Origin of the sequence: Parafrankia irregularis (assembly GCF_001536285.1) — a bacterium.
Taxonomy (GTDB): domain Bacteria; phylum Actinomycetota; class Actinomycetes; order Frankiales; family Frankiaceae; genus Parafrankia; species Parafrankia irregularis.
Genome location: NZ_FAOZ01000029.1, coordinates 87450 through 113277 on the forward strand (window position 1 = coordinate 87450; position 25828 = coordinate 113277).

A 25828-nucleotide genomic window follows, 5' to 3' on the forward strand; every position below is an offset into this window, starting at 1 on the left:
CCGCTGCCATCCGCCACCAGAACGCTAGCCGAGTGCTCGCCGCCCGTACGCCGAAGCGCAGACAGAACGGGCAGCGCTCAGCGTGCCTTCAGGCATCAATACCGGGCCGCGCCACGCCTACTCGTAGCCGGTGGCCTTGACCAGCATTTCGGCCAGCAATCTCCAGGTGGGTCCGTCCGGGAGATGCGCACCGCGGCTGGCACCAGTGGAGGGAAGCGACTCCAAGCAAGCACCGAGTGCATCGAGATACTGGTCCAGGGTCGGGTTCGCCCATGCCCCTGGATCGTCCCGGAGATCTGCGAGCATCTGGTTGACGATGGCCATAACGTCAGCGTGAGTGGTGACCTGGTCCAGGCCAGTGACCTCGGCGAAGCGGCCGGTGTCGTAGAAACTGCTCATCTGCTCAGTCTGGTCCCGGTCCCTGCACGTGCCGCCAGGACGTCGGTTCCGCTGATTCGTACGGAGTCCCCTGCCAGGACCAATGCCAGCATCCGGGGTGGCGCAACGGGCCAGGCCCGATCAGCGACGGCCGTCAAGCATCAGGCGGGACCGACATGTCAAGCATCACCCGGGATCGGATAAGACCCGAGCTGCGCGCGGCGCTGACGCGCCGTGCTCCCCGGCGCGTCGCGTTCCTGCATCCAGCCGACGACTCCAATGGCATGAGGCAAGGCGACTACCCAGGTGTACAACCGAGGGATGGATGTTGTCGCCATCCGGCGTGCCCTCGATGACGTGTTCGACGACGCCATCGTCTATCACGCCTTCACCGATTACATGCGCGACTACGAGATGATCGTGTACGTCGGTGCCGACCCACGCACCGCCATCCCGCCGACGCACCTGCGCTACCTGTTCCGTTACTGCGTTGAGGTCGATGTTCGGACCGCTGTCACGTCGGAGACCTGGAAGAGGTCACTCAGTGACCAACTCGTCGACTACGAGACCGGGAAGGATCTCGATGGATACGTCTGGGGTGTCAGGTGGCAGCCCCTGTATCCCGGCGCAGTCGTCGTCGACGATTCCCCGCGTGCCCGAGCCTGGTCCAACGCGCTCGGGATCGATTTTCACGAAGTCCACATCGACAGCAATGGGCACAACCTGAAACTCGTGTTCAGTGATCTGACGGTGACGGAGGTTCCGGCCGGCTATGCGCCTTTCAGGATCGACGAGACCACGCTGTGAGTGAGGCGCTGGAGCTGAACCGGGCGCGGTGGGACGAGCTGGCTCGTCTGCACGGGCAGGACGACTACTACGACGTCGAAGGTTTCCTCGCCGGGCGGTGCGCGCTGTCCGCCCGAGAGCGGGACGAGGTGACGGTGGCCGTCGGGGCGCTGTCCGATGTCGATCTGCTCCATGTGCAATGTCACTTCGGGCTGGGCACCTTGTCCTGGGCCCGGCTCGGTGCCCGCGTGACGGGGCTGGACTTCTCCGGTGTCGCGGTGGAGCGCGCCCGCGCCCTGGCCGCCGCGGCCGGGCTGGACGCACGGTTCGTCCAGGCGGACGTGCAGCGGCTGCCCAGCGACCTCGCCGCGTCGTTTGACCTGGTGGTCGCCTCCTACGGGGTGCTTCCCTGGATCTCGGACGTGGCCGCCTGGGTGAAGAGCGCGGCCACGGCTCTGCGCCCCGGTGGGGTCATGGTGCTGATCGACGGGCATCCGCTGACCCAGATGGTCGACACCGTGGAGCCGGTCCGGTTCGACTTTCCCTATCAGGGTGGCGCAGCGCACCGCCTGCCCTCGACGACGTTCTACGCCAACAGCGCGACCCGCCTGCGGACCATGCACACCGTGCAGTACCCCCACGGGATGGGGGAGATCGTGACAGCCGCCGCGGCGGCCGGGCTGCGTGTCACCAGGCTCTCCGAGTACCTCGACGCCGAAGGCCCTCAGGGACGTCAGGAACTGATGGTCCAGGGGTCGGACGGCCGGTGGCGGCTGTTCCTCGGCGGGCAGGCGATCCCGGTGGAATACGCCCTGCACGCTCGATTGCCCTGACCGGTGCCGCGGAGGGTTGGAGATCATTGGAGATCATCTGCCGGGTTGGTCGCCGATCTGGATGAGGCGGGCCCAGGCTGGCGGCGCCTCGGGCACGTACTCGCTGTCCTCGGACCAGGTTCCGGGCCGGTCGAAGAGGCCGATCACCGTCCGGCTGGGCGGGCGGCGCGGCCAGGGTGTCTGGCCGTCGGTGAGCGCGACGATGACGTCTGGCCGGTGCCGGAGTGCCGCGGCGAAGCCGGCTCGCAGGTCCGTCCCGCCGCCGCCTACGAGCGGGAGATCCTCTCCGCGGCACAGCGTCGTGACCGGGCCGGCCGCGGCGTCGCAGGGCACGACCAGGACGCTGTCGCGCCGCCCGCCGACGGCTCGGCCGATCGCGGCGATCTCGAGCAGCGCGCTGCCCAGTTCGGTGTCGCTGACGGAGCCGGAGGTGTCCACGACGACGGCCACCCGGGGCGGCACCCGGCGCAGGCTCGGCGCGATGACTCCTGGCAGCGCGGCGGCGCGCCGGGAGGGACGGGTGTAGGTGTAGTCGTCGCCGGCGCCCGCGCTGGAGATGGCTGCCCGTAGCGCCGCGCCGAGGAGGGCCCGCCAGGGCTGGGGCGGGTGTGTGACCCGTTCGGCCCAGCGCCGCCACCCCGCCGGCACCGTACCTGGCGCGCCGATGACGCCGCGGGCGACTCGATGACGGACGAGGTCGCGTTCCTGTTCGCTCAGGCTGTGTGCGCCGTCCGGGCCGAGTTCCCAGGGGCGGTCGAGCCCGTCGGCGCCGGAGCCGCATTCCAGCCAGGCGAGGGTCCGGCTGTAGGTGGTCAGCCGGAAGCCGGCGAGGTACTCCTCCATCAGCTGGCCCGGCGGGCGTTGCAGCCAGGTCGGGTCGACGCTGCCCACGGGTCGGGCGAGGCCGTCGCCGTAGATGTCGTCGTTGATCTCACAGTCGGCGGCGATGTTCATCCGCAGCCGCTCGGCCGGGCTGTCCTCGCCGTGTTCGGCGATGTAACGGTCGCTGCGGCCGTGGTGGTCGCGCAGCAGGTGGGAGACCTCGTGCACCCAGACACCGGCGAGCTGGTCCACCGGCGTCTCGGTGACGAAACGCGGGGAGACGTAGCAGCGCCAGTGCCGGTCGACGCCCATTGTCGGAACTCGCCAGGACGGCACGGGGCAGAGCGCGAAGAGCGCCGTCGCGAGGTAGGGCCGTACCTGGGCGGCGTGCAGCCTGGCGGCGAAGAGCTTCTCGCCGTCGATGACCGCGGCGGGGTCCGGGACGGGGTGCGGGGCGCTCATCGGCGTCCCCGGGTGAGGGAGTCGGCGGGGGAGTCGGCGAGGGAGCCGGCGCGCCGGCGCAGCGCGACGACCCCGCTGAAGCGGTCGATCGCCTCGGGCAGGTCCCAGTCGGGCCGGCGTAGCGCGGCGAGGGTCGAGGCGGGGACGACGAGCAGGTCCGGGGCGCCGGTGTCCAGCGCGTGGGCGAGCACCGCCCAGGCTGCGTCCCAGCGGCTCCTGTCTGGTTGGCGCCGGACGGCGTCGACGACGGCGTCGAGCACGGCCTGCCGCAGGTCGCCCCGTTCGGGCAGGTCAGCCGCGGTCGGGTCGGCGAGCAGTGTCTCCGGGTCGGGAAGGTCGAGCCGGTCGAGACTGGCGAGCAGCTCCAGCCCAGGACCGTCACCGACGGTGCCGCGGACCAGTAGCGAGAGCGCGTCTCGGGAGGCGTTGGCGGCGGTGGCGAAGGCGACGAGGCGCAGCGTCATCTCCCAGCTGCGTGGCGACGGCCAGGCCCCGCCGCGCCGAGTCTCACCGTCCGGGAGTTTGTGGACGAGCTTCGGGCGGGTGGTCAGCAGGCCGCATACGGCGCGACGGGCGTAGGCCACCGCGCCGGGGAGCAGGCCTGGGTCGAGTCGCGGGAGGACCGCGCGTGGCCAGGTGCCGCCGAGGCCGCGGACGACGACACCGGCGTCGTGGACCCAGGGCAGGTGGACGAACCGGTTGCCGAGCGGCGCGCTGAGATCCCAGCCGTCGGCCGCGGACGCCCTCGGGTTGGCTGCCGCGATGATCCGCACCCCCTGGGGCAGCCTCAGCGCGCCGACCCTGCGCTCCAGCACGAGGCGCAGCAGCGCGGCCTGTACGGCCGGCGGGGCGGTCGAGAGCTCGTCGAGGAACAGCAGGCCGCGGCCCTCCCGGACAAGCCGCACCGCCCAGTCCGGCGGCGCCAGCGGCACTCCTTGGACGGCCGGGTCGTCGCCTATGACCGGCAGCCCGGCGAAGTCCGACGGCTCGTGCACGCTGGCGATCACCGTGGTCAGCGGCAGGTCGAGGGCCTCGGCAAGCTGGGTGATCGCCGAGGTCTTGCCGATCCCCGGCTCACCCCAGAGCAGGACCGGCAGATCCGCGGCGACGGCGAGCATCAGCGCCTCGAGCTGGGGGTCGGGGCGCGGTTCGGTGGATGTTTCGGACAGGAAGGCGATTAGTTCGTCGGCCACCGCGAGCGGGTCGGGCGTTCGGGTCGGCGCGCTGTCGCGCACGGCATCGAAGGGCAGCGTGGTCAGCGGGAAGCGGGGTGCGTTGCCGTCGGGCTTGTTCTCATCGGGCAGGGTGGCGGTCATGGGCATGCGTCATCACCTGGCGGGTGTGCGGGCGCGGCTGTCGGCCGCGCGAAGCTCATAAGGGGTCGCGGGCAGTGGCCCGCCGTGCGGTGACCTGCGGTCAGCGGGAAGGCCGGGCGTGTGCCCGGCGGTCGGGGCGGGCCCGGCGGTCGGGGCGCCCGTGCATGCTCGATGACCAGGATCTGCCGGTGACCCTCCAGGTCGCTGGGCGCGGGAGGGAAGCGGGCGGCGCCGCGCCGAACAGGTCGGCGCCGTCCGGAGCGGCGTCCGGCGGATTATCCGGAACGCCGTCGGCAGGGACTGCCAGACGAAGCGCCTGGTCGAGCACCCGGACGCACGGCAGCGGCGCGCCGGTCAGCTCGGCGAGGAGCCGTTCGCGGCGGAGTTCCGCCGGACCATGATCGAGCGCGACCAGCAAACCGTCTACCAGGCCGATCAGGTGCGGGGCGCCTCGGCAGTCCACGTGCCAGACAGTCCCCGAGGCTGGACCGAGGTGCTCCTCGGCGCCCTCGCGGGCATTCGCGATATCGACGGGGGGCGGCGGCGCGGAACGGTCACGCGCGGGCCGCGAGCGATCGGACTGGAAGGTGTCGGTCACCGTTGAGTGCATCAGCACTCACCTTCGGTGAACCGGACCCCCAATTCGTACTTGGAGGTAATCATCGCGGCGTAGCGTACCGCCAGCCCTGCGGCGGCCGTCAAGACCCCGCCTTCGGCCGGTTCCGCTCGGGATCCGGCCACAGTTGAGACGAGAACGGTCTCCGCGACGATGACGGAAACGTTGGTGAGCCGATCGGAGGCCGTTTCTGGCCGTCGTGACAGGCCACCTTGCCTAGTCGTCTGCGGAGGGAAACTCATTCGACCGTCCGCCTACCCCATGGCAGGCTGCACCCATGGCGATCTTCTACACAGCGGATCTCCAGTTCGGTCACCGCGGGCTTGTCGTGCGTCGCTACCGCCGCTACCGGCCGTGGGAGACCGTCGACGAACACGACGCCCCCGAAGCGACGATCGCTCTGCCACTGAACGGAAACGCTGACGATGGTCCGCTCTGACGCCCGTCCGAACGTCGACTACGGCCCCGGGGAGGTCGCCCGCGAGCACGAGATCCTCCGCAGCCTGGTCGGCTCCACCCTTCACGGCACCGCGCTGGACGGCCAGGACGACCGGGACGAGATGGGGATCTCGATCGAACCCCCGGAGTACGCCCTCGGCCTGCACGCCGTGGATGTGCACAACGGGTCGACCGACGACTCGTTCACCCGCTACGTGTTCCGCACCCAACCGGAAGGCGCCCGCTCGGGACCCGGCGACACCGATCTGGTGATCTACAGCCTGCGGCAGTGGCTGAGCCTCGCCGTCTCCGGGAACCCGTCGGTGCTTCTGTTGTTCTGGGTGCCCGACGACGCCCTGATCGTCCGCACCGAGGAGGGGGACCGGCTGCGCGCACTCGCCCCCGCGGTGGTGTCGCAGCAGGCCGGCGAGCGCTTTCTCCGCTACCTGAGGAACCAGGCCGAACGCATGGACGGCCTGGGCAGGCGCAACCGGGTTCCGAACCGTCCGGAGCTCGTCGCCGCCCACGGATACGACACGAAATACGCCGCGCAGGCCCTCCGCCTGGGCCTGCAGGGGTTCGAGCTGATGACCACCGGCATGCTGTCCCTGCCCATGCGGGACGAGAACCGTGAGCAGGTGATGGCCATCCGCCGCGGCGACGTGGACAAGGTCACCGCCCGCGAAATGATCGACGTGGCGGCGCGAGACCTCGCCGACCTGCTCGACGGCCCGGATCTCCCCGCGTCGTCCCCGCTTCCCCTACGGCCGGACCTCGACGCGGTCAACGACTACCTCGCCCAGGCACATCGCCGGGCCTGGGGATGGGCCGCCTGAGCCCGCTTCTCGGCGGCCTGGACGACCACTCATCGATGGCGGGTGAGGGGCTGGGTGTCGGCATCGAGGTAACCGCCGCCGGCCGGGTCAGCTGTATCCGCGTCGGTCGGCGGTGGGGATTCCGGGCTTGGCGGTAGCGGGCGTCGTGATGCGGCGAGGGCGGCGATGGCGGTGGTGAGGGGTACCGAGGCGACCAGGGCGACGGTGCCGGCGGCGGTTCGCACGATCTCGGCCCCGACGAGATCGGTGCCGGCCAGGTCGGCGCTGCTGCGGTCGGCGAGGGTGAACAGGAGCAGGGTCGGGAGGGCGGCACCGGCGTAGGCGAGCACCAGGGTGTAGACGCTGGAGGCGATGTGGTCGCGTCCGACCCGCATCCCGGAGCGGTACAGGTGCCGCAGCGAGGCGTGCGGGGCCGCCTCGGAGACCTCCCAGACCGCGGCCGCCTGCGTGATCGTCATGTCGTTGATCAGGCCAAGTGAGCCGATGATGACACTGGCGAGCACGAGGCCTGGGAGGCTCAGCTGCCCGGCGAACGCCTTGAGCATCACGTCCTCGTCGGAACCGAGCCCGGTGATGTGGGCGAACCTGATCGCCAGTGCGCCGAAGGCACCGGCCAGGGCCATGCTGGCCAGGGTTCCCAGCAGTGCGGCGGTCGTGCGGGCCGAGACACCGTGGGCGAGGTAGAGCAGGACGATGACCAGGGCGGCGCCGGTGGTCAGGGCGACCGCGACGGGAGGATGCCCGTCGAGCAGGGATGGCAACGTGAACCTGACGATCACGAGATAGCTGAGGACGAGGCCGGCGAGTGCCGCCAGCCCGCGCCAACGGGCGACCGCGACGACCACGGCGGCGGCGAGGAACGCGATCCAGCCGATGGGGGCGGAGCGTTGGAAGTCCGCGACATAGTAGGTCGCCTGGCCGGCGATGTTCGTCGTGGCGGCGAGACGGACCTCGTCCCCGGCTTTCAGGACCGGGCCGGTGGGGTCGACGAGGGTGTCGAGATGGACCCGGGCTTCGGCTTCCGGCGCGTCGTCCAGGACGACGTCGATCTGGTCGCAGGTTCCCTGCGGCGCCCCCGTACCGGCCAGGTCGGGGCAGGGCCCCCGGCCGGCGCGTTCGATGGTGGCGTCGACGAGCTGGCCGGAGCCACCCACCAGACCGCGGAGATCCTCCGGTGTCTCGTGGGCGTCGCCAGACGGCCAGAGCAGCACCACTCCGGCCCCGGTGAGGAGCAGGAACAGTGCGACCGCCACTGCCATGACGATCGTGGCCGGCCGCGACGTCTCGCCGGTTCCGGCTCCGCCACCTCCGCCGCCGCCGTGGTGATGCCCGTGTCCCATAGGTCCGAGTGTGGCCCTTGAGCCCAGCCGCCCCACTGCCCGGTGGGCGGTGGCCAGGCTGTTCTGCGAGGCCAGGTGTATCAAAAGGATCGCCTGGTCAGCGGCTTGGTCGAGTGAAGATCGGTGACCGGCTGTGGGATGACACGGGGCGGGAGTGGCGTCGCGACCGGGGGGCCGAGGCCCACGCTCCGTGGCGATGAGCAGCTTCTGGGGTCCGATGCGGGAGGTCATCCGAGCGTGCCTCGCGCCCCGGCGAAGCTCGCGGAGCTCCTCCACCATCGCCAGGGTCTCGCTACCCGTGGGACTCTCCCACTGATGCCTGCCAACGACAGCCTGCGCGGAGACCGGCCCCGGTGAGCGCCACCCCCGGTCTCCCCGGCACACAGCTGGTTCTGCTCTACCGGCGGGCGGGAGGCCTGAACACCGAGATCGACCCACGCGAGAACGCCCTGCGGGTCGACTCGCGATGGCTGCTACACCCCGGCATGGTTTTCGGCTTCGGTCGGGCTCCTGCCGGCGTCGACCTCGCGGCCACGCTGCTGACCCCGGAGGGCTCCATCGAGCCGTCCATGCCTCGGCTGGCGGGACGGATCAGCCAGGCAGGCGGTGGGTGGGCGGTGACCAACTGCTCGACCACCGCCACGAAGCTTCTGCTGACAGCACCCGGGATGTATCGGGAGATCACCCGGTTCAGCCCGCCGGAGCTGCTTCCCCGCTCCCGTCAGTGGCTGACGCTGAGTTCCCCCGACGGGGATGTGGAACATCGTTTCCAGCTGATCGTGCAGTGGGCCGCGCCATCCCGGACACCGATCTCCCCGGGGATGCGTTCTGAGCCGTCGGGACCCGGCGACGATGCGGCCTCCCCTGTCACGGCAGTCGCCCCAGCCGTCGGCGTGATCGCCGGTACCACCGCCACGACGACCGCCGGGGCACCTGATCCGGACTGGTCGGCGGGCGATGTCCGTACCCTCGCCGCCTACTGCTACCCCGAGCTGCGGGGGCTGCCGCCCCGGCCGCGGGACCGCACCCACCAGACCCTGCGTCTACTGGACCGGCCGTCCGACCGGACGAACGAGAAGTGGCTTGAACGGCAGCTCGGTCGTCTGCGGCGGGACGCGGGGCAGCGAATCGGGGCGGACCTATGCGGCGAGCACCACACACCGGTATTCGTCAACTACGTGGTGGAGCATCGGATGCTGTTGGGTTCCGCGCTGCACTCCCTGGAGGACCGCGGCCGAAACTGAGACCGTCGGTGCGGCGTAGCCGCTATGAGGGTTGCGCCGCACCGTCCGCTGGTATCTCCGTTCAGCCCGTGAGAGGGCTCAGCCCACGCGGGTTCCGGTGAAGGACATCCCGGGCATGATGCCGGGCTTCGCCTTGCCCGTCATCGTGTCGCCGCTGACGGTGGCCGTCGACTTGAGGGTGAGCTTCATCGGAGAGGTGACCGCGACCGACCAGGAGATTTTGTCACCGTCGACCCGGCCGTCGGTGATCTCGAGTGTCGTGCCGTCCTGAACCATGGAGCCCGTGAATCCGGAGCCGGTGCTCCTGATCGTGAGCTCACCCTTCTGCTCGCCGATCGGTGATGAAAGAATGATTTCCCAGCGTCCGTCGATGCTCATGCGCGCCCGCTCCTTCGCCGTTGGAACAGCTGACAGCGCTTTATATCGCCTTCGGTTGGGCGCGCGCCCAAATCGGCACCTGAATAGCCGGGAATCGGCTGGCCGGCCGGCCGGGTGGTACCCGGATAATCCCTCCGCGGCTCCGCGGCTCCGCGGCTCCGCGGCTCCGCGGCTCCGCGGCTCCGCGGCTCCGCGGCGACGTGCTCGGGACGTCGCCGCGGAGCCACCGCGGTCAGTCCTTGCCGAGCTGGGGCTCCGCGGCGCGTCTGTTCGCCGCGCCGTCGAGAAGGTCGGCCACCGTCCGCCGCGGTGCGTCGGAGGCGGCGGGAGCGTTCTCGGCCCCGAACCGGCGCAGCAGCTCGCCGCGGACCGCCGCCGGGTTGCCGGTGACGACGCGCTGCAGCAGCTGGTCCTTCTCCGCGGCGGGTAGCCCCGTCACCCAGGCCTCGAGTCGCTCGGAGCCCGCGCCACCCGTCGCCTCGGCGGGAGCCGGGCTCGCCTCGGCGGAGACCGCGAGCAGGTCGTCGTCGAGGCGGAGGAAGGCCACCAGCTCACGCTGCGGGGCGGTGAGGCTGCCCAGCCCGGCGGGGACGGGTGGTTCGAGCTCGTCCTCCGCGTCGTCGTCGAAGGCGTTCTCGTCGCGCTCCCAGGATCCGTACGCCGCCAGCCAGGCCAGGTACAGCGCCCGGTGGTCGCCGGCGGCGAGCTCGTCGCGAAGGCCGGCGAACGGTGCCAGCGACCATTCCGCCGCGGACTCCTCGCTGTCGGCTTCATCTTCGCTCGACAGCTCGAGGATCAGGTGTTCGTCCGTCGTCCAGGCGCCGACCTGACCGTCAACGAAGTAGGGCTCCGCCGCGTCGAAGGGCAGCAGCTTGGTCGGCAGCCTGAGCAGCAGCCGCCGTGAACCCCAGTCCGCGTAGTACAGATGGGCGTCGTAGTAGGCCTCGACCAGTTCGTCGGGCTGGCCGCTGAAGTCGCCCCCGTCGTACTCGTCGACGAAGCTGGTGGCCGTGATCTGTGCCCGCTTCGACAGCGCGCGCACCTCGTCCTGCGCGTCGGTGTCGAGCGGCTCGTCGACGGCGAGGAACTCGTAGTACTGATACTCGCTCAACGCGCACCTCGCTGGCCGGTGGTTGGTGGTGTGGTGGTCGTGGTGGTGTGGTGGACGTGATGTGAACGGGGTTACCGATCCCTGCGCCCGCCTATGGGACGTCTACCACGTCCACGGCCGCGGCTCGGCAGCGGGAGTCGCTGTGGTCGTCGGCGGCCGACCGTGATCATCCTGGCGGGGGATGGGCGGCGATATCCTTGCCGGCCATGGACTCTTCCGCCGCGGAGCGTCACTGGGTTGGTTGGCATCGTCGCTACGACCTGCCGGGCTCGTCGTTGAGCCGGCGGCTGGCCCTCGTCCAACGGCGGCTGCGGGAGGCACTGGACGAACAGCCCGCCGGAGAGATCCGAGTGCTGAGCATGTGCGCCGGGCAGGGGCGCGACATCCTCGGTGTGCTGCCGGATCACGCCCGCCGCGGGGATGTGCGGGCCAGGCTCGTCGAGCTCGACCCCGACCTCGCCGCCGACGCCGAGCGCGCGGCCCTCGCCGCCGGGCTGGGCGGGGTGGAGGTCGTGCACGGCGACGCCTCGGTCACCGCCGTGTACGAGCCGGTCGCGCCGGTGCACATCGCCCTGGTCTGCGGGGTGTTCGGCAACATCGCCGATGCCGATGTGCGGCACACCGTCGAACAGCTGCCGCGGCTGTGCCGGCCCGCCGCGACCGTGATCTGGACCCGGCACCGCCGCCCACCCGATCTCACGCCCACCATCCGCTCCTGGTTCGCCGGCGCCGGTTTCGCGGAGAAGGGATTCGACGGCGAGGACGGATTCCTCATGGGGGTGGGCACCCACCGGCTGGTGGGGCAGCCGCTGCCCTACCAGCGGGATGTCCGGCTGTTCGACTTCGTCGGCGACGGCGAGGACGCCCACCGGTAGCCGACCGCACCGGGGCAGCGGCCCGGCCGGCAGGCAGCGGCCCGGCCGGCAGGCAGCGGCCCGGCCGGCAGGCGACGGCCAGATCATCACACGTAGGGTGGTGTGCGGAGCACGCGCTGCTCGCTGGCATGCGGAGGGAGGGCGCGCGGATGGCACGCCGTTTCAACACCGCCGGTCCGTGCGATCCGATCCGCCACCACATGATCCCGGCGCTGTCACGGCTGCCGGAGGCGCCCGGGCTGGTAGCGCAGGAGGCGTTCTTCGTCGTTCACGCTCCCCGGCAGACGGGCAAGACGACGGCCCTGCGAGTGCTCGCGCACGAGCTGACGGCCCGGGGCCGGTTCGCCGCGCTGCACTTCTCCTGCGAGACGGCCGAGGCCGCGGGCGACGACTACGACGCGGCGGCCCGCGACATCCTCTTCCAGATCCGGGTCCGTGCCGAGGACAATCTTCCGGCGGAGCTGCGACCGCCTGCCTGGCCCGCGGCGCCCGCGGGCTCCCAGCTCTCGGCCGCGTTGCGGGCGTGGGCCCAGGCCTGCCCCCGACCACTGGTGCTGTTCTTCGACGAGGTCGACGCGGTCCGCGGGCAGAGCCTGGTCAGCGTGCTTCCCCAGCTACGGGCGGGCTTTCCCGACCGGCCGCGGGACTTTCCCGCCTCGGCGGTGCTCTGTGGCCTGCGCGACGTGAGCGAGTACAAGGCCCTCGCAGGCGGCGACCCGTCCCGACTCGGGACGGCCAGCCCGTTCAACGTCAAGCTGAAGTCGCTGCGGCTGGGTGACTTCAGCCCGGACGAGGTGGCCGAGCTCTACAGCCAGCACACGGCCGAGACGGGCCAGGAGTTCAGCCCGGCCGCGCTGGCCCGGGCCTACGAGCTGACGGGTGGCCAGCCGTGGCTGGTCAACGCCCTGGCCCGCGAGGTCGTCGAGGAGATCGCGGTGCCGACCTCCGAGACGATCACGGCCAGGCACCTGGACGAGGCCAAGGAGCGGCTGATCCTGGCTCGGGCCACCCACCTGGACTCGCTCGCGTCGAAGCTCGCCGAGCCCCGGGTGCAGCGGATCCTGAGCCCGGTGCTCGCCGGCGGCTCGCTGCCGCTGGAGCCCTACGACGATGACGTCGCCTACGTGCGTGACCTCGGTCTGATCGCGCCCAACCCGCCGGTCCGGATCGCGAACCCGATCTACCGGGAGGTGATCGCGCGGGTGCTGTCGAGCAGCATTCAGGAGAGTGTGACGGCCAGCCCGCGGTCGTTCATCCGCTCCGATAACTCGTTCGACTTCCGGAAGGTGCTCGTCGAGTTCGCCGGCTGGTGGACGGAGAACGGTGAGTTCCTCACCCGCCGCGGCTACTACGACGAAGCGGCTCCACAGCTCATCTTCATGGGATACCTGCAGCGCGTCGTGAATGGCGGCGGTTACGTCGAAAGGGAGTTCGCCGTCGGTTCAGGCCGCGTCGACCTGCACGTCCGCTGGCCCTACACCACCCCCGGCGGCGAGCGGTGTGAGCAGCGTGAGGCCGTCGAGCTCAAGACCTGGCGCGAGGGCCGGGGCAATCCGCTGAAAGCCGGTCTCCGGCAGCTCGACCAGTACCTCGACCGCCTCCATCTTTCCACCGGCACGCTCATGATCTTCGACCAGCGTCCCGCCGCGCCGCCCATCGACGAGCGCACCGCCATCACCACCACAACCAGTCCCGCCGGCCGCACGGTGACCGTGCTGAACGGCTGATCATCTGATCCCGCGTCCGACCGCCCGAGTTTCGCGGCTTCCGCGTCATCGGATACAGGTGCCGCACCGGTGGCCCTGGCGGCGCGGAGGCCTTGCTACGAGGCCAGCCGCTCGCGTGGGTCGCGATCCGATCCGGCCGGATCGGACGTGGTGGCCGGCTGGTTGATCTCGGCCCACACCTCGTCGAGGGAGAGGCGCAGGACGTCGGCGATCGCCGCGATGGTCGGGAAGGAGGGGGTGGCCACCCGGCCGGACTCGATCTTTCGGAGTGTCTCCGGTGAGACGCCCGCCGCCAGGGCGATGGTGAGCATCGAGCGCTCACCGCGGGCTCGCCGGAGGAGGGCGCCGAGGCGCTGACCGCGCTCGACCTCGGCGGCAGTGAGCGGCAACCTGACCACGGGACCGATTGTAATACCGGTATAGTATGGCCGGGATAATTATTGGGGATGTGTGGGAGGGGTGCCGCGCGTGATCGAGATCCTGGACCCCGCCAGACTGGCCCGGGCGAAGGAGACAGGCGCGCTGGTCGCCGAGATCCTTCAGACGCTGAAGAGCCGGACCGTGGTGGGTACGAGCCTCCTGGACATCGACCGCTGGACGAAGGCGATGATCGTCGAGGCCGGCGCGGAGTCCTGCTACGTCGACTACGCGCCGTCGTTCGGGCGTGGGCCGTTCGGCCACTACATCTGCACGGGAGTCAACGACGCCGTGCTCCACGGGCTGCCCCACGACTACCGGCTCGCCGACGGCGACCTGCTGTCGCTCGACCTCGCCGTCTCGAAGAACGGTGTCGCCGCGGACTCCGCCATCAGCTTCATCGTGGGTGACTCAAAGCCCGCGGAGAGCGTCGCGCTGATCGACGCGACCGAACGCGCGCTGCACGCGGGGATCGCCGCCGCCGGCCCCGGGGCGCGCATCGGCGACATCGCCCATGCCATCGGCTCCGTCCTCAGCGCGGCCGGGTATCTGATCAACACCGAGTTCGGCGGTCATGGCATCGGCTCGACGATGCACCAGGACCCGCACGTCCCGAACACCGGGCGGCCCGGCCGTGGCTACAAGCTGCGCCCCGGCCTGATGCTGGCCCTGGAGCCCTGGATCATGGCGGACACCGCCGAGCTCGTCATCGATGCCGACGGCTGGACGCTGCGCAGCGCGACCGGCTGCCGGACGGCACACAGCGAGCACACGATCGCCATCACCGATGACGGAGCCGACATCCTCACCCTGCCGAAGCTCACCGTGCCGGGGCACACGCGGCCGTGAGCCCTGGCGGACGTCCTGGCGGACGTCCCGGCGAAGCCGTGCCGGAACAGGTGATCAGATCGTTGTGACCATGCCGCCGTCGATGACCACATCGGTTCCGGTGACGTTGCCGGCGGTCCCGGACGCGAGGAACAGCACGACCTCGGCGACCTCCTCGGGGCGGGTGAAGCGCTCGGTCGGCGTTCCGGCGACCGCGGCGGCCCGCACGGCGGCGGGATCGATCGCCTGCGCCCGCCCCACCGTCTCGGCGACGCCGCCGGGGCCGAGCCACAGCGCGGTTTCGACCGGCCCGGGGCTGACCGTGTTGACCCGCACCCCACGCGGGCCGAACTCCTTCGACAGGGACTTGCAGAAGCTTCGCAGTGCCGCCTTGGCCGCGCTGTAGTCGATGACGTCGGGATCGGGCAGCGAGGCGTTCACCGAAGCGATCGTGACGATCGTGGACGGGGCGCTGCGGAGCAGGTGCGGGAGGGCCGCGCGGGTCGCGCGCACGGCCGAGAACAGGTTCATCTCGATCGCCCACTGCCAGTCCTCGTCGGCGACGCCGAGGAATCCTTCGGTTCGGGGATGGACTCCGCCGACGTTGTTGACGAGCACGTCGACCCCGCCGAAGCGGGCCACGGCCGCGTCGACCAGGGCCTGGCATCCGGCCGCGGTGGTCAGGTCACCCAGAACGACCATCACGTCGCCCTGGTCGGCGAGGGCCGCCAGTTCGGGGGAGCCGGCCCGCGCTCCCGCCGCGACCCGGGCTCCCTCCCGGACCAGGCCCTGCACCACCGCGAGCCCGATTCCGCGGCTGGCTCCCGTGACGATGACGGCCTTGCCGGCCAGCCCGAGATTCACAGCGACTGCCGCCGCAGCCAGGCGAGGCAGGCCTCGGCGACCTCACGCCAGCCGGAATCGATGGTCAGCGAATGCGACCGGTCGGCGAACTCCAGGATGTCGGTGACGGCCGAGGAGTGGCGGTACTGCTTGAGGGTCGCGCGGGTGACCGTCTCCGGGACGGTGTTGTCCTTGCCACCCGCGATCAACAGCAGCGGGCCGCGGTTCTCGTTGCCCGTCGCGACCTGAGCCGGCGAATGCGGGCTGAAGTTCGCGGCCGCCGCCTCGAACAGCGGCCGCCCCGGTGCCGGGATCGCCCAGTGCTCGAAGAGGTCCTCGGATTCCTCCGCGGACACGGCGCTGGCGAACGCGAACCGGAACTGCTCCGCGGTCAGGGAGACCGTGCGGTTCCTGTTGGCCGGATTCTTGAACACCGGCAGCGTCGCCTTCAACGAGGACAGCGGCACCGGCAGGACGCCCTTGATCTGCGCCGCGTCGATCGCGATGGCGGCCAGCGCCCGATCCTGCCCGAGCAGCTTCTGCGCGATCATCCCGCCGAAGGAGTGCCCGATCAGGATGGGCGGCGACGGCAGCTTGTCGATGATGGCGGCGAAGTGTTCGGTGACGTCGTCGATCCCGTGGCCGGCGATCGGCTCGGGATCGGCCCGGGTCGCCTCGACCGTCTCGCCGTCGCCGGGCCAGCCCGGCGCCTGCGGGTCGTACCCGGCGTCCCGGAACAGGTGCAGCCAGGGCTCCCAGGAGCTCGCATGCAGCCACAGGCCGTGGATGAACAGCACCGGCGTCGCCATCGTTCACTCCCTCATCGCGTGCTCGGCGGCCGACGCCGAGCCTCGGCGTGACCCTAGAGCGATTCGGGCAGGTACGGCTTCGGTCTCGGACCGGGTCGCTTCACCGGTGGAGACACGGGGACGTCCGGCTGGCTAGCGTCATCTGACTGCATCTGATCCGGGCGAGCGCGGCTGCGCGTTGGGCGCCGGCTTGGCGATGCTGATGGCGCGGTCCTGTTGGATCGCGCGGTTTCGCCGGGTGGCGCGGTGCCGCTGGCCAGCGCGGCCCGCAGCTGTGCCCGCGAGGTGATGCCGAGCTTCGGGAAGATGCGGTAGAGGTGCGAGCCGATCGTCCGGTGGGACAGGTACAGGCGCTGCGCGATCTCCCGGTTCGACAGGCCCTGCGCGGCCAGCTCGGCGATCTGGGCCTCCTGCGGTGACAGCAGGTCACCCGGGCCGACGGTGGGAAGCCAGCCCTTCTCGCCGGTCGCGCGAAGCTCCTGGTCGGCGCGTTCGGCCCAGGCTCGGGCACCCAGCGTGTCGAAGGCGTCGCGAGCCGCCCGCAGCATCGTCCGGGACTCGACGAGCCGGCGGTGCCGGCGCAGCCACGAGCCATAGGCCAGCTCCGCGCGGGCCCGATGCCAGGGCAGGCGGCGCCCGCCGCCGTCGAGGGCCTGCTGGAACAGCACCTCGGCGGTCGTGTCGTCGGCCAGAACCGCGCGGGAGTACTCCAGGGCGATCCTCGCCGCGGGCGAGGGATCACTCCCGGCGACGCGCTCGATGGCGACCAGCAGGGCGCGTCCCTCGTCCTGGCGACCGGTGTGGACGGCGGCTTCGGCCAGATAGCTCAGCGTCCAGACCTGTTGGGCGCGTTGGAAGGCCGGATCCTCGGGGTCGAACACCCGTCGCAGCTGCCCGTAGGCCTGTTCGTAGCGGGCCGCACCCAGCTCGGCCAGGCCGCGGGCGAACTGCACACCCGCGAGCAGGGACGACGTGGCGATCGGCGTGCGAACAGCCACCCGCTCAGCGGCGGTGAGCAGTTCCGCGTCCGGGCCATGGCTGCCGCGGATCGCTCCGATGGCGGCGATCGCGATCCGTGCCGTCGCCGCCCACAGGGTCTGGCCGGTCTCGTCGGCCAGCCGCATCGCCTCGTCGGCCGTGCGCGCCAGCTCGAAACCGCCGAGGTAGATCGCGGCCCAGGCGCGGATCGCGAGGGCCTCGGCGAGCAGGCTCAACCGGCCCTGGGCGCGCAGCGCGTCGACCGGTGTGGAGAGGAACTCGACCGCGCGGGCGAAGTCACCCGTGCAGAACGCGGCGATACCGAGCAGGCCAGCTGCCTCCGGCCGGCCGTGCGCGTCCGAAGGCCAGTCGGCGAGCTGGCCGATGACGAAGGATCCGCGTTCGTTCGATTCGGCGAGCGCGCAGACGGCCAGCAGGCGCGGATCGTCCTCCGGCAGCGGCACCTGCTGCGCCATGCGGACGATCTCCTGACGGACGTCCGCGCCAGGGTCGCTCCACCACACCCGCCGGGCGGCGCCGACCAGAAGCTGCATGGCGAGGTCCGGATCGCTGGTGTGCAGGGCCTGCTCGGCCAGCCGGCTCAGCCGCCGCACCTCCGCCGATTCGCCCGAGCAGCCGTCGTCGAAGACGCCCTCCAACCATGCCAGTCTCGACTGGTCCCGCGGGCGAAGCGCCATCCCGGCGACCTGCCTCCTGATCTGTTCGACCTGGCTGAAACGGCCCAGCTCGAACGCGATCTCCGCCGCGTCGAGCAGACGCGCCCCCCGCGCCGACTGATCGGGGCTGAGTGCTGCCGCCCGTCGCAGCCAGGACACGGCTGATACCAGCGCGCCACGCCGGAAGGCGTTGCGGGCCGCCTGCTCGAGCTCGGCGGCGATCCGCTCGTCGGCCGACGTGATCGAAGACGCCCGATGCCAGGTGGCCCGGTCAGGATGCGGGCCGGAAAGGACACTGGCCAGCGCGGCATGACCCGCCTGCCGCCGCGCGAGCGGCGTCGTGTGCCACAGCGCCGAGCGGACGAGGGGATGCCGGAAGTGGGTGACCGCGCCGTCGGAGATCAGCAGGCCCTCGTCGAACGCCGGCTGGCTGGCCTCGAGACCAACGGTGGCACCCGCGACGATGCTCGCCGCGGCCAGCATCTCCGCCAGATCCGTGCCGTCGTCCAGCGCGGCGACCATCAGCAGCGTCCGCGTCGCGGCGGGCAGGTGCGCGACCCGGGACACGAACGCGCGTTCCAGTCGGGTCGTCATCGGCAGCTCGTCGGACAGCTCGGTCCACCCGAACCGGCCGGATCGCATCGCCACCGGGAACTCCTGCAGCGCCAGGGGATTGCCCTGGGCCGCCCGCAACACCCGCTCGCGCAGTGCCGGCGTCAGGTCCGGTGCGTGCTCGTCGACGAGGGCCGAGGCCGCCGAGGCGTCGAGGCCGGCGACAGTCATCCATTCCATCGACGGGTCGTCCGTGAACGACGCGGAGCCGGCCCGTACCGAAGCCAGCACCATGACCCGCTCGCTCTCGACGCGCCGGGCCACGAACGCCGCCACGTCGACCGACGGCTCGTCCATCCAGTGCAGGTCGTCGAGCGACATGAGGACGGGCGCCTGCCGGGCCGCGTCCACCACGAGCTCCAGCACGGCGAGCGCGATCAGGAACGGGTCCGGCGACGTCACCTCGCTCATACCGAACCCGGACAGCAGGGCGTCCCGCTGCCGCGCCGGCAGGGTGGCGCTGCGTGCGAGTACCGGCCGCAGTACCTGATGAAGGCTCGCGAACGGCAGGTGGGTCTCCGCCTCGCTGCCCCGCGCCGTCAGCACCGTGAACCCACGCGCGCGGGCGTCCGCGACGACGGCGGCCTGCAACGCGCTCTTTCCCACGCCGGCCTCGCCGACCAGGCCGACCCCGCAGCCCCGCGACTCGATGCGGCTCAGGCGATCGCGCAGGTCGCCGAGTTCCTTCTCCCGGCCCACCAACAAGCCCCCGCCTGCCATCACCCCAGCATGATGGCCCAGCGGCGATGATCGCTGCTCCGGTGGCGAGCAGGCCGGTCTCCGGGGCCCGTCCACCGCCGACGGCACCGCACGGACCGGCCCCGAAGGGCGGCCCATGCGGTGGCCCAGGGGATGCCGATGCCTAGACGGATGTTCCCTTGCCGGCCTCCGCCGGCTCTCCCGCCTGCTCCTTCGTCTCCGTGGCGTCCTCGTCCTCGTCGGCGTCCTCGTCGTCGGTGTCCGTGGTGTCCCCGTCTGCCTCGGCCACGTCGTCGTCCGTCCCGGCTGCTGCCGTGGCGGTGTCGTCCGTCGCGCTGTCGGGAGCCCCGGTGGGAGCCGCGGAAACCGACACGACGGGCGGACCGGCCGCCGGGGTCGCCGCGCGGTAGATCCAGCCCTGCTCGTCCGCCCACAGCAGCAGGGGCGGCAGCACGATCAGGGCGGAGAGCAGCGCGACGCCGACGTTCAGAGCCACCACGAGCCCGAAGCCGCGCAGCAGCGGCAGTTCGCTGAACGCCAGCACCAGGATTCCGATGACCGCGGCCAGTGCCGAGACCATGAAGGCACGGCCGGTTCTGGTCGCGGCCTCGTCGATCGCGGCCTGTGGGCTGCGGCCGCGTTCACGTTCCTCGAGGTGCCGGATGACGATCAGCGTGGTGAACTCCGTACACAGCGCGATCACCAGTGGTCCGCCGACGGCGGTCAGCGGGCTGAGCTCGAAGCCGGCGGCCCAGGAGATGAGCCCGGTGAGGCCGACCGCGATCAGCACCGGAACCATCGACACCAGTGCCCGGACGAGGTTCAGGTGGCGGATCAGCAGGACGATGAACACCGCGATGAGCGCGTAGTAGGTGAGCTCGGCGCGGTTCTTCTCGAAGTTCTCCAGCAGGCCGGTGCCGACGACGGCCAGGCCTGACGGGGTGGCCCGCACGCCATCGGGTGGCGCCACGGTGTCGCGGATGTCGTTGACGACGACGGCCCGCTGCTCCAGTGACCCCGGGCCGGTCCGGAAGATCAGGTTGAGCGATTTTCCGTCCAGGTTGACGGTGCTCTTCTTGATTGCTTCCGGCGCCACCTTGTAGGCGCGCTCGATGTCGGCGCCGGTCGGCGCCACCAGTGTGGTGTCGGGGATCTCCATGAGGAAGCTGACCGTCGTCACCAGGCTGGACGCGGTGACCAGATCCCCGGGGTGCTCCTCGAGCTGCTGGTAGGCGAAGTCGTGGACGAACTTCACCGTCTTGTCGTCGAAGACGTCGCCGGACTGGATGTAGATGCCCAGCTCGCTGCTGGAGCCGGTGCGCGCCTTCAGCGTCTGGATGTCCTTCACGACCTGGGAGTCCTGGTTGACCCACTTCTCCGGGTCGGTCTGGACCTTCAGATTGCCGTCGGCGAACACCCCGCCGACGAAGACCCCGACCGCGGCGACGACGAGGGGGATGGCGGTGAACCGGGGGAGGGAGCCGAGGACGAGCACGGTCCGACCGAGCGGCCCGTGGGAGTAGTCCTTCGGCGGGGTGGGCCTGCGGCGCTCCCGGAAGCCGAGCGAGGCGGCCAACAGCAGCACTGTCGCGACGACGATGACCGGCAGGCCGATCGCGAGCAGAACGCCGAAGTCGCGGATCATCGGCACCTGGCTGAACTCCAGGGCGAGGAAGGAGACGACGCCGGCGACGGCGGCGAGCACCAGGGCGGGCATCAGCCGGCCGAGGGCCTCGGCCACCGGATGCCCGGCCCGGTCGAGCTGTGCCTCCTCCTCGACCCGGCTGTGCAGCTGGACCGCGAAGTCGATGCCGACGCCGAGCAGCACGGGCAGGCCGGCGATCGTGACGATCGACAGCGGCACGTCGAGGTAACCGGCGAGCCCGAAGGCCCAGACGAGCCCGACGCCCACCACCCCGAGCGGCAGCAGCCGCCAGCGCACCGCGAACGCGACGACCAGCAGGACGGCCATCAGCAGCAGCGAGATGCCGCCGAGGGTGAGGAAGCCGCCGCGCAGGTAGTCGTTGATGTCGCGGAGCAGCGCGGCGGCGCCGGTGGTGACCACCTCGGCGTTGTCGAACGTGAGCTCCTTGGTGGCCGCTTCGGCCGCCGACGCGCCCTCACCCTCGTCCGCGATCGAGGCGTTGCCCTGCAGCCGCACCACCATCTGCGCGGTGCTGTCGCTCGGGAAGAACGGTCGCAGCGACTTGCGGATGGCGCCGGTGTTGTCGTGCAGGAGGAAGTCGACCCACTCCGGATCGTCGAAGACGCGCCGCTCCGCGGGGATCTCGTTGATCCGTTGCAGCGTCTTCAACGAGTCCTGCAGCCGGCGGTCCGCGGACGCCGGGTCGGGGTCGCGGTCGCGGGCACCGAGCAGGATCTGCCCGGCCGCGCTGTTGATCGGGTTCCCGTCGTCGCTGGTGACGAGGTTGTGGGTGAACTCCAGCGCGGTCAGCGGAGTGACCACGGCGGTGATGCGCGGGTCCTTCTCCAGCTTCGCGGACAGCGCGCGGAACTTCTCGACGTTGCCGGTGGTGAACAGATCCTTCAGCTCGTGGCCGGACTTGACGGTGAACAGGCTGATCATGGCCTGGCCACCGAAGAGATCCTGGTAGGCGACGTTGTCCTTGGCGACCTGGGAGTCAGAGTTGAGGTAGTTCTCCTGGCCGGTGGTGAACTCCAGGCGCGGTAACCCGAGACCCAGGACGATGGTGACCACTGCCACAACCGCCGCGACGATGCTCGTCCGTCGGCTCAGTGTCTGCCCGATGCCCGACCAGAAGGGTCCGGTCGGACCGGGGACAGGGCCAGGTCCGGTGTCTGGGGGCGCGGTGGACTCGGAGGGCACTTGCGCGCTCGACATCAGCATGCTCCGCAGATGTGGTAGTGGGCCAGGGCTCGACGGGGAGTGTCTGTCGTTCGTTGTACAGGGCTGTATAGCGCAGATCACATCAAGTTAGCTACTCGTCGGTAGTGTTGACTTTCGTATTGATCTGTGAGTGTCGGCGGAAATGGCTGGTCGGGCGCGGTGGCCCGTCGAAAGAAGTTGGTTGGAGTCGTCGGACCGTCGGTCGTGGTGTGGCCCTCGGGGTGCCCATGAAAGTTACCGGCAGGTAGCCTATGGGCGCGCCTACTGGCGAGTAGCAACGTCCGTGTGGCGCCGCCGCGGCGTGTCCGAGCGGCCGAGCGGCCGAGCGTGCGTGTGGCCGAGCGTGCGTGCGGCCGAGCGTGCGTGCGGCCTCGGTGCGGCGGAAGTGCGGTGGCAGCGAGGGGAGGGGCCGTCCATGGGGGCACTACCGGAGCGGCCGCCAGCCGCGCTCGCCCGCGCGTCGCGCCGAGTCGGCCGGGCGCCGGACGAGCCTGGCCTGACCGGCGTGCTTGCCACGGCCGAGAACCTGCTCGGACAGCTGGTGGCGCACGCGGTCGACGCGATCTGGGCGCAGGTCCCGGCCTACCGCACGAGCACGGATGGGCAGCTGCGCGAGGACGTGACCGCGCATGTGGAGGCTGTGTTCCGAGTGTTGCTGGCCAGCGTGGCGGAGCAGCGGCCGACCCGGGCGGAGGATCTCGCGCCCACCCGGGCGCAGTCGCGTCGCCGGGCCAGACAGGAGATTCCGCTCGCCGACCTCCTGCAGGCGTTCCTCGTCGGCCAGCTCACGCTCTGGGAGAGATTGGTGGCGGCCACCCACGCCGACTCCGGTGCCCGCGCCGCGACGCTCGCACTCGCCGCCGATGTCATGCGCCTCACCGAGGCCGGGACCGCGGCGGCGGCCGAGTCCTATCTGGATGAGCAGCAGTTCCAGCTCGCGGACAGCGAACGCCTGCGCCGGGACGTCCTTGAGGATCTGCTGGCCGCGCGCGAGCTGCCGGACGGCCCGAAACGGTCCCTGCTCCGCTCGGTCGGCCTGGGAGCGCGGACCAGGATGGTGGCCCTGTCCGCGGTGCCCGTGGCCCCGTTGTCGGCTGACCAGCAGTTGCAGGACGCCGCTTCGGCCCTGCGCAGAGCGGTGGTCCGCGGCAGCGCCGGTCTGGTCGTGGTGCGGCAGGCGGAGATCGTCGCGGTGTCGCCCGTCCCTGCCTGCGCGGCGGAGGTGGTGGAGCGCCTCGAGGCGTTGGTGGATGCCCTCGGCCGGGACGGGGTGCGCCTCGCGGTGGGTGTCAGCGCCGTGCATGACCAGCTCGTCGAGCTACCCGAAGCCTATTCGGAGGCCTGCCTCGCCCGAAGAAGCCTGGGTGAGTACGGCGGGGTGGTGGTGCTGCCCCTGCTGTCCAGTTTCGACTATCTGCTGATGCGGGACGACTCCCTGGCGCGCCAGCTCGTGCGACCGGCGGTGCGGCGATTCGTCGAAGAGGACTCGGCGTGCGGCTCAAGGCTGATAAAGACGTTTCTCGCATACACCGCCAGCAATCTCAACGCGAAGACCGCGGCCGAGCTGCTGCATCTGCACGCCAATACGGCGTACTACCGGCTGGAGCGCATTGCCGAGCGCACGGGATGTGACCTGCGTTCCGTCGAGGACGTGATCGAACTGATCGTGGCCATCCGCCTGCTCGCGCCCGGCGGTGTGGTGCGGCGGCCGGAGCGGCTCGGCGGGCAGTTTGTGGACGAGTCACAGCCGACTTCGTGACCCGGTCACTAGCTCGCCGGACAGGTGAAGGAACAGAGTGGTTACGGGAACAGAGTGGTTACCGAAACAGAGTGGTTACGCGCCCCACACACACGGTCCCACGGAGGTGCTCGTGCTCAACTTAGCCGTGTTGCTCGAGGACAGCGCACGCGCGGTTCCGGATCGGACCGCCATAGTCTTCGACGATCGCCGCTGGACGTATCACGAGGTGAACGCGATGGCGAACCTCGTGGCCAGCGCACTGGTGGACCGCGGCATCAAAGCGGGGGACCGGGTCGCGTTGAGCTGCCCCAACCTGCCGTACTTCCCGGTCGTCTACTACGGGATCCTCAAGGCGGGCGCGGTCGTGGTACCGCTGTCCATCCTGCTCACCGAGCGGGAGATCTCCTACCATCTGAGCGATTCCGGTGCGCGGGCCTTCTTCTGTTTCGAGGGGGCCGACGACCTTCCCATGGGCGAGCGCGGGCTGGCCGCATTTGATTCCACGCCGGGATGTGACCTCTTTGTTCTCCTCGCGGCGGACCTGGCGGCGCAGGCCGGCCGGGTGCCCGGCGAGACGCTCCTGCAGTTCGCCCAGACCGGCTCGCCCGACTTCAGCACCCGGCACACCGCCGAAACCGACACCGCGGTCGTGCTGTACACCAGTGGAACCACGGGGAGCCCGAAGGGCGTCGAGCTCACCCACAGCAACCTGGTGCACAACGCCTTGATGTGCGGCCGGCTCTTCAACGTCCAGGCGGATGATATCCAGCTGGTGGCCCTGCCGCTGTTCCACACCTTCGGGCAGACCGTTCACATGAACTGCGGATTCGCCACCGGCGCGACCCTGGTACTGCTGCCCAGGTTCACCGCGGAGAAGGCGTTGGATCTCCTCGAGCGGGAGAATGCCACCGTCTTCGTCGGTGTTCCCACCATGTACTGGGCTCTGCTGAACCACGTGGCCGCCACCGGGTACGACGTCGCGGGGGTCTGCGCCAACCTCCGGCTCGCCGTGGCCGGCGGCTCGTCGCTGCCCATGGAGGTCCTCACCTCGTTCGAGGAGCGCTTCGGGGTTCCGGTTCTGGAGGGCTACGGCCTGTCCGAGACCAGCCCGGTCGCCACGTTCAACCGCCTGGACCGGCCGCGCCGGCCCGGTTCGATCGGCCTGCCGGTCTGGGGTGTCGAGATCCGTGTCAGCCGGGACGACGGCACCGAGGCGGCGGTCGACGAGCCCGGCGAGATCTGCGTCCGCGGGCACAACGTGATGAAGGGCTACCTCAACCGCCCGGAGGCCACCGCGGAGGCGATCGACCCGCAGCAGTGGTTTCACACCGGAGATATCGGAACCAGGGATGCCGACGGCTACATCTACGTGGTCGACCGCAAGAAGGACATGATCATCCGGGGTGGTTTCAACGTCTACCCGCGGGAGGTCGAGGAGGTCCTTCTCACCCATCCCGCGGTCAGCCTGGCGGCGGTGATCGGCGTTCCTCACCCCAGCCACGGCGAGGAGGTGAAAGCCTTCGTCGTCCTGCGGGCCGAGGCCGAGGCGACGGAGAAGGAGCTGGTCGACTGGTGCCGCGAGGTCATGGCAGCGTACAAGTACCCGCGGACCATCGAGTTCATGGAGTCGCTGCCCATGACCGCCACCGGCAAGATTCTGAAGCGAGCCCTGACGCCAGGTAAGCCGCATACCGGCACACGGTGCTGAGTTCATTTCTGATTTCGTTGAGCCTTTTCCGTCTCACGTCTGTCCGGCCTGTGGCCGCCGGCCGGTGCCGACGACGGAAAGGCTCATTTCTCCGGAACGGGGCTGGGTGAATCGATGATGAAGCACATCCTGGACGCGATCATGACGGGCGGGCGGCGGTCGCCGGAGCGACAGGCGGAGTTCGCGTCGCTGGCGGTGCCGGAGTCGTATCGGGGTGTGGTGGTGCGGAAGGACGAGGTGGGGTTGTTCGAGGGGCGGGTGTCGCGGGACAAGGATCCGCGGGAGTCGTTGCATGTGGATGAGGTGGCGACGCCGGAGTTGGGGCCGGGTGAGGCGTTGGTGGCGGTGATGGCGTCGTCGGTGAACTACAACACGGTGTGGACGTCGATTTTCGAGCCGTTGTCGACGTTCGGTTTCCTGGAGCGGTATGGGCGGACGTCGCCGTTGGCGCGGCGGCATGATCTGCCGTATCACGTGGTGGGGTC

At 70.6% G+C, this 25828-nt stretch carries 22 protein-coding genes and 1 pseudogene; 11 read left to right on the forward strand and 12 right to left on the reverse strand.

Annotated features, from left to right (window positions below):
* Positions 1 to 117: 117 nt before the first annotated feature.
* On the reverse strand, positions 118 to 399 hold the full coding sequence (locus AWX74_RS30350) for a DUF7660 family protein (protein WP_091283779.1): 282 nt from the start codon (positions 397 to 399) through the stop codon (positions 118 to 120).
* A gap of 300 nt (positions 400 to 699) precedes the next feature.
* Between AWX74_RS30350 and AWX74_RS30355 the strand changes: the two genes are divergently transcribed.
* Together AWX74_RS30355 and AWX74_RS30360 are read left to right on the forward strand one after the other, a co-directional pair.
* Entirely contained in the window at positions 700 to 1185 is a 486-nt protein-coding gene (locus AWX74_RS30355; protein WP_091283781.1) for a YxiG-like protein, read from the forward strand.
* A complete protein-coding gene (locus AWX74_RS30360) occupies positions 1182 to 1997 on the forward strand; it encodes a class I SAM-dependent methyltransferase (RefSeq protein WP_091283783.1) in 816 nt (271 codons plus the stop codon). The genes AWX74_RS30355 and AWX74_RS30360 overlap by 4 nt, the downstream gene beginning before the upstream one ends.
* Positions 1998 to 2030: 33 nt before the next feature.
* Here the strand turns inward: AWX74_RS30360 and AWX74_RS30365 are convergent, their stop codons facing one another.
* The 3 genes from AWX74_RS30365 to AWX74_RS30375 all read right to left on the reverse strand — a co-directional run bounded on the left by AWX74_RS30365 (position 2031) and on the right by AWX74_RS30375 (position 5207).
* Positions 2031 to 3281: a vWA domain-containing protein gene (locus AWX74_RS30365; RefSeq protein WP_091283785.1), complete on the reverse strand. Its 1251-nt coding sequence runs from the start codon at positions 3279 to 3281 to the stop codon at positions 2031 to 2033.
* Positions 3278 to 4603, reverse strand: a complete 1326-nt coding sequence (locus AWX74_RS30370) for an AAA family ATPase (RefSeq protein WP_165615838.1) — start codon at positions 4601 to 4603, stop codon at positions 3278 to 3280. The genes AWX74_RS30365 and AWX74_RS30370 overlap by 4 nt, the downstream gene beginning before the upstream one ends.
* Positions 4604 to 4697: 94 nt before the next feature.
* Positions 4698 to 5207, reverse strand: a complete 510-nt coding sequence (locus AWX74_RS30375; RefSeq protein WP_131799574.1) for a hypothetical protein — start codon at positions 5205 to 5207, stop codon at positions 4698 to 4700.
* A 283-nt stretch (positions 5208 to 5490) separates the two neighbouring features.
* On the opposite strand from AWX74_RS30375, the gene AWX74_RS40290 reads away from it, so the two are divergent.
* Together AWX74_RS40290 and AWX74_RS30380 are read left to right on the forward strand one after the other, a co-directional pair.
* Positions 5491 to 5652 carry a hypothetical protein gene (locus AWX74_RS40290; protein WP_165615839.1) on the forward strand — a complete coding sequence of 54 codons (162 nt, stop codon included), beginning with the start codon at positions 5491 to 5493 and terminating at the stop codon, positions 5650 to 5652.
* Positions 5639 to 6487 carry a DNA polymerase beta superfamily protein gene (locus tag AWX74_RS30380; RefSeq protein WP_091283791.1) on the forward strand — a complete coding sequence of 283 codons (849 nt, stop codon included), beginning with the start codon at positions 5639 to 5641 and terminating at the stop codon, positions 6485 to 6487. The genes AWX74_RS40290 and AWX74_RS30380 overlap by 14 nt, the downstream gene beginning before the upstream one ends.
* A gap of 29 nt (positions 6488 to 6516) precedes the next feature.
* On the opposite strand, the gene AWX74_RS30385 is transcribed toward AWX74_RS30380, so the two are convergent.
* Positions 6517 to 7746 carry a YibE/F family protein gene (locus AWX74_RS30385; protein WP_091283828.1) on the reverse strand — a complete coding sequence of 410 codons (1230 nt, stop codon included), beginning with the start codon at positions 7744 to 7746 and terminating at the stop codon, positions 6517 to 6519.
* A gap of 434 nt (positions 7747 to 8180) precedes the next feature.
* Between AWX74_RS30385 and AWX74_RS30390 the strand changes: the two genes are divergently transcribed.
* Positions 8181 to 9071 (forward strand): hypothetical protein, encoded by an 891-nt coding sequence (locus AWX74_RS30390; protein WP_091283793.1) that lies wholly within the window; start codon positions 8181 to 8183, stop codon positions 9069 to 9071.
* A 78-nt stretch (positions 9072 to 9149) separates the two neighbouring features.
* Here AWX74_RS30390 and AWX74_RS30395 read toward each other — a convergent pair whose 3' ends face one another.
* The gene (locus AWX74_RS30395; protein ID WP_091283795.1) at positions 9150 to 9449 is read right to left on the reverse strand and encodes a hypothetical protein; all 300 of its coding nucleotides are present in this window, start codon (positions 9447 to 9449) and stop codon (positions 9150 to 9152) included.
* A 232-nt stretch (positions 9450 to 9681) separates the two neighbouring features.
* On the reverse strand, positions 9682 to 10560 hold the full coding sequence (locus tag AWX74_RS30400; RefSeq protein ID WP_091283797.1) for a hypothetical protein: 879 nt from the start codon (positions 10558 to 10560) through the stop codon (positions 9682 to 9684).
* 206 nt (positions 10561 to 10766) lie between these two features.
* Here AWX74_RS30400 and AWX74_RS30405 point away from each other — a divergent pair, with 206 nt between their 5' ends.
* Both AWX74_RS30405 and AWX74_RS30410 read left to right on the forward strand, forming a co-directional pair.
* Positions 10767 to 11435, forward strand: coding sequence for a class I SAM-dependent methyltransferase (locus tag AWX74_RS30405; protein WP_091283800.1), 669 nt, complete (start codon positions 10767 to 10769; stop codon positions 11433 to 11435).
* A gap of 149 nt (positions 11436 to 11584) precedes the next feature.
* Positions 11585 to 13162, forward strand: coding sequence for a P-loop NTPase family protein (locus AWX74_RS30410; protein ID WP_091283802.1), 1578 nt, complete (start codon positions 11585 to 11587; stop codon positions 13160 to 13162).
* A gap of 95 nt (positions 13163 to 13257) precedes the next feature.
* Here AWX74_RS30410 and AWX74_RS30415 read toward each other — a convergent pair whose 3' ends face one another.
* Entirely contained in the window at positions 13258 to 13560 is a 303-nt protein-coding gene (locus AWX74_RS30415; protein ID WP_091283804.1) for a helix-turn-helix transcriptional regulator, read from the reverse strand.
* A gap of 70 nt (positions 13561 to 13630) precedes the next feature.
* Between AWX74_RS30415 and map the strand changes: the two genes are divergently transcribed.
* Positions 13631 to 14428 carry a type I methionyl aminopeptidase gene (gene map, locus AWX74_RS30420; RefSeq protein WP_091283830.1) on the forward strand — a complete coding sequence of 266 codons (798 nt, stop codon included), beginning with the start codon at positions 13631 to 13633 and terminating at the stop codon, positions 14426 to 14428.
* 54 nt (positions 14429 to 14482) lie between these two features.
* Here map and AWX74_RS30425 read toward each other — a convergent pair whose 3' ends face one another.
* From AWX74_RS30425 to AWX74_RS30440, 4 genes are all read right to left on the reverse strand, one after another.
* Complete coding sequence (locus AWX74_RS30425; protein ID WP_091283806.1) at positions 14483 to 15271, reverse strand: SDR family NAD(P)-dependent oxidoreductase; 789 nt, start codon at positions 15269 to 15271, stop codon at positions 14483 to 14485.
* Positions 15268 to 16059, reverse strand: a complete 792-nt coding sequence (locus tag AWX74_RS30430) for an alpha/beta hydrolase (protein WP_091283808.1) — start codon at positions 16057 to 16059, stop codon at positions 15268 to 15270. Before AWX74_RS30430 ends, AWX74_RS30425 begins: the two co-directional genes overlap by 4 nt.
* A gap of 53 nt (positions 16060 to 16112) precedes the next feature.
* On the reverse strand, positions 16113 to 19046 hold the full coding sequence (locus tag AWX74_RS30435; protein ID WP_165615840.1) for an ATP-binding protein: 2934 nt from the start codon (positions 19044 to 19046) through the stop codon (positions 16113 to 16115).
* Positions 19047 to 19188: 142 nt separating this feature from the next.
* Positions 19189 to 21888: an efflux RND transporter permease subunit gene (locus tag AWX74_RS30440; protein WP_091283832.1), complete on the reverse strand. Its 2700-nt coding sequence runs from the start codon at positions 21886 to 21888 to the stop codon at positions 19189 to 19191.
* Between the two features lie 421 nt (positions 21889 to 22309).
* Here AWX74_RS30440 and AWX74_RS30445 point away from each other — a divergent pair, with 421 nt between their 5' ends.
* From AWX74_RS30445 to AWX74_RS30455, 3 genes and pseudogenes are all read left to right on the forward strand, one after another.
* Entirely contained in the window at positions 22310 to 23653 is a 1344-nt protein-coding gene (locus tag AWX74_RS30445) for a PucR family transcriptional regulator (RefSeq protein ID WP_091283812.1), read from the forward strand.
* Between the two features lie 112 nt (positions 23654 to 23765).
* Entirely contained in the window at positions 23766 to 25343 is a 1578-nt protein-coding gene (locus AWX74_RS30450) for a long-chain-fatty-acid--CoA ligase (RefSeq protein WP_091283834.1), read from the forward strand.
* A gap of 117 nt (positions 25344 to 25460) precedes the next feature.
* A pseudogene (locus tag AWX74_RS30455) lies at positions 25461 to 25828 on the forward strand (crotonyl-CoA carboxylase/reductase); the annotation flags it as partial.

Excerpts from the sequence above, each read along its gene's own strand:
- AWX74_RS40290 (WP_165615839.1), top strand. The coding sequence starts at position 5,491 with ATGGCGATCTTCTACACAGCGGATCTCCAGTTCGGTCACCGCGGGCTT.
- AWX74_RS30405 (WP_091283800.1), top strand. The coding sequence starts at position 10,767 with ATGGACTCTTCCGCCGCGGAGCGTCACTGGGTTGGTTGGCATCGTCGC.
- AWX74_RS30440 (WP_091283832.1), bottom strand. The coding sequence starts at position 21,888 with ATGTCGAGCGCGCAAGTGCCCTCCGAGTCCACCGCGCCCCCAGACACC.
- AWX74_RS30410 (WP_091283802.1), top strand. The coding sequence starts at position 11,585 with ATGGCACGCCGTTTCAACACCGCCGGTCCGTGCGATCCGATCCGCCAC.
- AWX74_RS30435 (WP_165615840.1), bottom strand. The coding sequence starts at position 19,046 with ATGGCAGGCGGGGGCTTGTTGGTGGGCCGGGAGAAGGAACTCGGCGAC.
- AWX74_RS30365 (WP_091283785.1), bottom strand. The coding sequence starts at position 3,281 with ATGAGCGCCCCGCACCCCGTCCCGGACCCCGCCGCGGTCATCGACGGC.
- AWX74_RS30355 (WP_091283781.1), top strand. The coding sequence starts at position 700 with ATGGATGTTGTCGCCATCCGGCGTGCCCTCGATGACGTGTTCGACGAC.
- AWX74_RS30445 (WP_091283812.1), top strand. The coding sequence starts at position 22,310 with ATGGGGGCACTACCGGAGCGGCCGCCAGCCGCGCTCGCCCGCGCGTCG.
- AWX74_RS30375 (WP_131799574.1), bottom strand. The coding sequence starts at position 5,207 with ATGCACTCAACGGTGACCGACACCTTCCAGTCCGATCGCTCGCGGCCC.
- AWX74_RS30350 (WP_091283779.1), bottom strand. The coding sequence starts at position 399 with ATGAGCAGTTTCTACGACACCGGCCGCTTCGCCGAGGTCACTGGCCTG.
- AWX74_RS30430 (WP_091283808.1), bottom strand. The coding sequence starts at position 16,059 with ATGGCGACGCCGGTGCTGTTCATCCACGGCCTGTGGCTGCATGCGAGC.
- AWX74_RS30385 (WP_091283828.1), bottom strand. The coding sequence starts at position 7,746 with ATGGCAGTGGCGGTCGCACTGTTCCTGCTCCTCACCGGGGCCGGAGTG.
- AWX74_RS30380 (WP_091283791.1), top strand. The coding sequence starts at position 5,639 with ATGGTCCGCTCTGACGCCCGTCCGAACGTCGACTACGGCCCCGGGGAG.
- AWX74_RS30370 (WP_165615838.1), bottom strand. The coding sequence starts at position 4,603 with ATGCCCATGACCGCCACCCTGCCCGATGAGAACAAGCCCGACGGCAAC.
- AWX74_RS30395 (WP_091283795.1), bottom strand. The coding sequence starts at position 9,449 with ATGAGCATCGACGGACGCTGGGAAATCATTCTTTCATCACCGATCGGC.